This window comes from Methylobacterium sp. WL103 (assembly GCF_008039885.1).
GTDB lineage: Bacteria > Pseudomonadota > Alphaproteobacteria > Rhizobiales > Beijerinckiaceae > Methylobacterium > Methylobacterium cerastii.
This window is the reverse complement of record NZ_VRUX01001199.1, coordinates 1-607: the sequence shown is the minus strand read 5'-3', so window position 1 is coordinate 607 and position 607 is coordinate 1. Positions and strand designations below refer to the sequence as shown.

1 protein-coding gene is annotated in these 607 nt (G+C 75.9%); it reads left to right on the top strand.

Annotation, left to right across the window (positions count from 1 at the left end):
- On the top strand, window positions 1-607 hold a 607-nt coding region (locus tag FV222_RS28605; RefSeq protein WP_147816489.1), incomplete at both ends, for an alpha/beta fold hydrolase.

Here is a 607-nt window from a genome sequence, read left to right as displayed (position 1 = left end):
GATGGCCCGCGCCCTCGCGGCCGAGGGCGTGCCGTCGCTGCGCATGGACCTCGCCGGCATCGGCGACAGCGCGGACCGGCCGGGCGGCGCCTCGCCGCTGTTCTCGCCCGACACCCTCCACGACTTCCGCCACGCCCTCGATTACCTGGAGGCGCGGGGCGCCGGACGGGTCGTCCTCGTCGGCAGTTGCAGCGGCGCCTACGCGGCGTTCCAAGCGGCCTGGCGCGACCCGCGCGTCGCCGGGGCGCTCCTGGCCAACCTCTACTGCTTCGACTGGCACCCGGAGGACGACGTCGACGCCGTGGTGCGCCAGACGGTGGGAAGCGCCGCGACCTATGCCGCCCTGCTCCGTCACGGCAGCACGTGGCGTCGCCTGCTCACGGGCCAAGTCGGCGTGCGGGCGATCGGCCGCGTGCTCCTGCGCCGCGGCCTCCGCCTAGCCGACCGCCGCTTGAAGGCCCTGTTTCGTCCGAGGCCCGCCGGCGGCAGCGTCCTGCGACGGATCGGGACGATGCGGAAACGGGGCGCGCATCTGCGCCTCGTCTACACCGCGGGCGATCCGGGCCTGCCCGCCCTGCGCCGCCATGTCGGGCGCACGCCCGAGCGC